The organism is Ochrobactrum sp. P6BSIII, from assembly GCF_014138065.1.
GTDB lineage: Bacteria > Pseudomonadota > Alphaproteobacteria > Rhizobiales > Rhizobiaceae > Brucella.
The window spans coordinates 1-4,633 of the sequence record NZ_JACGXB010000040.1 but is presented as its reverse complement, the minus strand read 5'-3'; the positions used below and the strand labels follow the sequence as shown (position 1 = coordinate 4,633).

The window sequence follows — 4,633 nt, the reverse complement described above, 5'->3', positions numbered from 1 at the left end:
AAAGACAGCCGCGTCATCGTCGCCATCAACAAGGACGAAGAAGCGCCGATCTTCCAGGTTGCCGATTACGGCCTCGTCGGTGATCTCTTCACCGTACTGCCGGAGTTGCAGAAAGCTATCTGATACACTTAGAAAACATCCCTATGCCTGAGTTATCCAGGCGATGGGGATGTTTCATTACGGCCAATCGCAGGAACAAAGCCGTAATAACGATTCTTGACTGGCAATCAAATTCGTCAGCTAGATGGGATAACGTGCCACTGTTCGCCCGCTGCATCATTTCGCGCGATAGCGAAGCACCTCAACGAGAAGCGTAAAGGCTGGCGTCTGTTGTCTACGGTTGAGGTAACAGAGTTGGTAGCCCGGGGAGAGTTCACACAAGTCGCTTAAGACACGGATAAAACGTCAGTCGTCGAGATATGGCCCAAGCTGTTCTTCTGTCAGGTAGACAAGGCAGCAACCTTCGGCGACTTTGGGTATCAGACTGGACGTATTGAACACCAACTGTGTCGAGTTTTCATGAATTTGAACTGGGTTTGCATTTCACCGTGGCTCTACCCTCGGACCGAAACTAATGACTTCCTAAGCACTTGAAAACGTATGAGCTGAATCACAGACAAATAAAAACGGGATTAAACCGTGGCGTATATTAACACTCAATGCTCGCATGCTTCTGATAGTTCACCGCAGATTTCTCGATAATAGTTCGTCGTCAGTTTTGGCGCGTATACTCGACTAGACGATTGAAAGCGTGGCTGATGCCGTCCAGTGCAATGGCAAATTCTCTCGACTGGCCCGTTGCGTTGTCGAAAGAGACGATTTTCATTTGTTTTGATTTTAGAATGTGCTCCATACTGTTGGGAGGCATGGTTAACGGGATCAGACATCCTTCTGGGGTGCACGTCGAAAATGGAACGCGATGATCGGCCGGTTTTCCGTCGATGAAAATGGTGACGCCTTGCGCGATCTGAAGCCCGAATGGCAAAATAATCATGGCCTTGGTGTCTGTTCCATCCGCAGATGTGATGAGTTGGATAGCCAACTGGTTTGCCAGTTTCTGATTGATCGAACACTTTGGTTGAGAAGCGAACATCCGGCACTCAAAAGTCCAGTTTCCGTAACTTTCAATAATCGCATCGGCACCCGATGGCCAGTTGGAAGGTGTGTTGGCTTCTCGCTTCGGGAGCTCCATTTGCGGATTTTTTTCTTCCTGCCGCGGTAGAATTTGGTCCTTCTGAGGAGAGCCCTGGGAAACGCTGATAACTGACGGATTGATGTCTGCCTTGTTCAGGGCATCAACGATGTTTGCAGATGCATGCGCTATGTATAAATTCGTTACGGCTGCTGCCAGAACTATGTGCTTAATCTTGCTTATTTTTTGTTGCATTGAATGAGTTCTCGTCAATGATCATGCATGAGTGACGGAGCAAACTCGTCGGAGGAGGGGTAAGTGCCTTCTGGCGGACCTATTATCTTGTTGGAGAAAAACGCCACGTGCGGGTTAAACCGTGCCGGGCGAAGGTAGGCATCAGCTTCGTGCAGCTTTTTGATCTGTTCGCCGTTGAGCGCATTGAGCAATTTAGCCAGTGTGCCCAGAAGCCCAGTTGCCTTTTCTCCCTTGGCTAATGCTTCTTTGGCGATGGTCTCAATCGGTAAAGACGTGGCCATTGCAGCGGTCGGTGGGTGCCCGTAATCATGTTGCGGCTTCTTGGTGTCGGGATCTCTGGATGTCGCCAGAAAGTCGATCAACGCGGAGGTGTAGTCGCGCCAACTATCCATCTGGCTGGATCTGACGCCGACATAGATCTCGACTGCGCTCAATTTCTGAGCCAATTCCAGTGCTGGGTTTGTGGCGCGGCTCTGTTTTTCTAACGGAAAGGGCATTTGAGGTCCGCGTGGGACCTGCCCATCAGCAGGAAATTCATGCGGACTGTCAAAGTGGGGTCCGCGCCCCTGTTTGTCACGCAATCTGTCGGCAGTTGCTTTGAGAGGAGTTGAGGTCGCCGGTGGTTGGTAAGGTTCGATCTCTTGTGCCGTCGCTATTCTCGAGAGCGAACAAACGGCAACAACCGAAAGAATAATGGCCCGTCCATATCGGCGTATCATGGCCTCGTCCCTTAATGCTGAATGACTGCGAGAATAAGGATAAAACCGATATGTAATTTTTACGGGTCCGAATATTGCTGGACTTGCATCAATCGATGAGATTTGTTTTTAAGTATTGCTCCTTTCTATTCAGAATAATTCGTTTACAAAATAACGGGCCTGGTACCCATTGCCAGCCATATTGCACTATTGATTAACACGAATCTCGTCAGCCTCCCATCCATATTTGGATCGTGCACGGTCTCGTGGCGAGTATTACGGCTTCGGTTCTTGCAGAAGGTGCCTGATCACCCAAGCATGATCACCCTGCATCAGCGGTTAGTCACAATGTTGCGAATGGCGGATTTGAGCAGTTTTCCAGTTGCGGTATGAGGCAGTTCGTCAACAATGATGACCTCGTCCGGAACACTCCATTTTTCTATCTTACCAGCATAATGCGCGACCATATCATCGTGCGAAAATTGTGCCCCGGGATGCAATCGCACCACGAGAGCAGGCCTCTCCCCCCATTTTGGATCAGGTTTGGCGACCACTGCTGCTTCGGCAATGGCCTCATGCGCTTGCGCAATGTTTTCCAGCTCAATCGAACTGATCCATTCTCCGCCGGATTTGATAACATCCTTCGTACGGTCGATGATCTGAACATAGTTGTCTTCGTCAATGGTAACGACGTCATTCGTATTGAACCAGCCTTCGATTTCATGCGCTGCACTTGTCGGACTATTGTAATAGCCCGCAGCCACCCAAGGCCCACGAACCAGCAGACTACCAAAGGCCGCACCATTGCGCGTGATCGGCTTGCCGTCGGCACCATCGACGCGCATCTCAACACCATAGATCGCTCGTCCTTGCTTGACCTGAATGCGCAGTTGTTCTTCCGCAGATAATGAATGGTGTTTTGGCAACAAAGTCGAAGCCAGACCAAGCGGGCTTGTTTCAGTCATGCCCCAGGCATGCAGCACGATTACGCCTCTGGCCTGCAGTCGCTCGATCATGACCGGCGGCGGTGCTGATCCGCCAATTACAACCCGGCTGAGTGTGCTGAAGGTCTTTTTATGCGCGTCCATCCAGTCCAGTAGGCAAAGCCAAACCGTTGGAACCCCGGCCGTGAAAGTCACAGCCTCGCTCTCAAACAGACCATGCAGGCTGGCGCCATCGAGATTGGGGCCGGGCAGAACCAGCTTGGCGCCGACAATCAGGGCGGCGAAAGGAATGCTCCATGCATTGACATGAAACATAGGCACGACTGGCACGACGACATCTTTGGCGGAAAGATCGAACAGGTCGGGCAGGCAGGCAGTCAGAGCGTGCAGAACAATGGATCGGTGACTGTAAAGAACCCCCTTGGGCTCGCCCGTCGTTCCCGATGTATAGCAGAGACAGGAAGCTGTGTTCTCATCGAGCTGAGGCCAGTCGAAAACCTCCGGCTCGGCTTCGATCAGGGTTTCATAGCAGATCAGATCCGGCAGAATAGCAGATGCGGGCATATGCTGCGGATCGGTCATCACGACCACCGCTTTTACATGCGCAAGCCGGTCAGCAAGAGCCTCAATGATTGGAACAAAAGCCAGATCAACGAAGAGCACACTGTCATCGGCGTGTTCTATGATATAGGCGATCTGCTCCTGAAAAAGACGAGGGTTGATTGTATGGCAGACAAAACCAGAGCAGGAGACACCATAATATAATTCAAGATGACGATACCCGTTCCAGGCCAACGTGCCGACCCGATCTCCTGATTGCAGACCCATGCGCTGCAAGGCATTGGCCAGTTTTTTGCATCGTTTCTCAAAATTGGCATAAACATAACGGTGAACCGCACCTTCAGATGTGCGCGAGACAATTTCCCGGTCAGGATGGTTCAGGGCGGCGTGGGACAGTATCGATGTTATCGACAAAGGCATATTCATCATCAATCCAAGCATGTATCCTCCTCATTTTTTATATATACATATGATGTTCTTGGAAAATATGCGCTGTCATTTCCGTAATATTTACAGAAGATTCGGAAGAATGCCATCAAAACCGAAATTTTCGCGAACATGTTGGATATTGAGCCGGTGTTCTGCCCAAGCTGGTTGCACTTTATAAGCGATTGGAAATGCGCCAAAACCAATTGTGGAGCAGAGTTAAAACGAACTGAAAAATAGGTTCAATTTCACTAGAAAATCAAAGCCGCGAGCGAATGGATCATTTTCGCATGATTATTGGTGCCTTTTGCGTGATCAATGCAAGAGGCTGGCGCAGACGATGTAGGCGTAGAAATATCCAGAAAATTCTTGTTACAAATTTCTGATTGTCCGTCAGTGCCTTTCGTATGACAACCCTTCCATTAGAGTCTCCCTAGTCGGCTTTATAATGAACAGTCGCAATGAAAGTGCACGCGTATATGTCTGGAGTATCTCGTTTCTTCCATGCGGCCTCCGCGCTCACCATGTCGGTGGCTCTAGTGGCTTCGGGTACTGCAGCGCTCTCGCTGGCATCCGTGAATGTCGCGGAAGCTGCCGTTGTGAGCCGTATCGACGTT

At 50.2% G+C, this 4,633-nt stretch carries 3 protein-coding genes and 1 pseudogene; 1 reads left to right on the top strand and 3 read right to left on the bottom strand.

The window, feature by feature from the left end:
* A pseudogene (locus FHW00_RS24305) lies at window positions 1-123 on the top strand (electron transfer flavoprotein subunit alpha/FixB family protein); the annotation flags it as partial.
* Window positions 124-712: 589 nt separating this feature from the next.
* Here FHW00_RS24305 and FHW00_RS24300 read toward each other — a convergent pair.
* From FHW00_RS24300 to FHW00_RS24290, 3 genes are all read right to left on the bottom strand, one after another.
* Window positions 713-1,387 (bottom strand): invasion associated locus B family protein, encoded by a 675-nt coding sequence (locus tag FHW00_RS24300; RefSeq protein ID WP_078341347.1) that lies wholly within the window; start codon window positions 1,385-1,387, stop codon window positions 713-715.
* 14 nt (window positions 1,388-1,401) lie between these two features.
* Entirely contained in the window at window positions 1,402-2,106 is a 705-nt protein-coding gene (locus FHW00_RS24295; protein WP_139364475.1) for a hypothetical protein, read from the bottom strand.
* Between the two features lie 311 nt (window positions 2,107-2,417).
* Window positions 2,418-4,031, bottom strand: a complete 1,614-nt coding sequence (locus tag FHW00_RS24290) for a long-chain-fatty-acid--CoA ligase (protein ID WP_078341345.1) — start codon at window positions 4,029-4,031, stop codon at window positions 2,418-2,420.
* Window positions 4,032-4,633 lie beyond the last annotated feature (602 nt).

What these genes read in the sequence shown, in the direction of transcription:
- FHW00_RS24300 (WP_078341347.1), bottom strand. Translation starts at nt 1,387, where the DNA reads ATGCAACAAAAAATAAGCAAGATTAAGCACATAGTTCTGGCAGCAGCC.
- FHW00_RS24295 (WP_139364475.1), bottom strand. Translation starts at nt 2,106, where the DNA reads ATGATACGCCGATATGGACGGGCCATTATTCTTTCGGTTGTTGCCGTT.
- FHW00_RS24290 (WP_078341345.1), bottom strand. Translation starts at nt 4,031, where the DNA reads ATGCTTGGATTGATGATGAATATGCCTTTGTCGATAACATCGATACTG.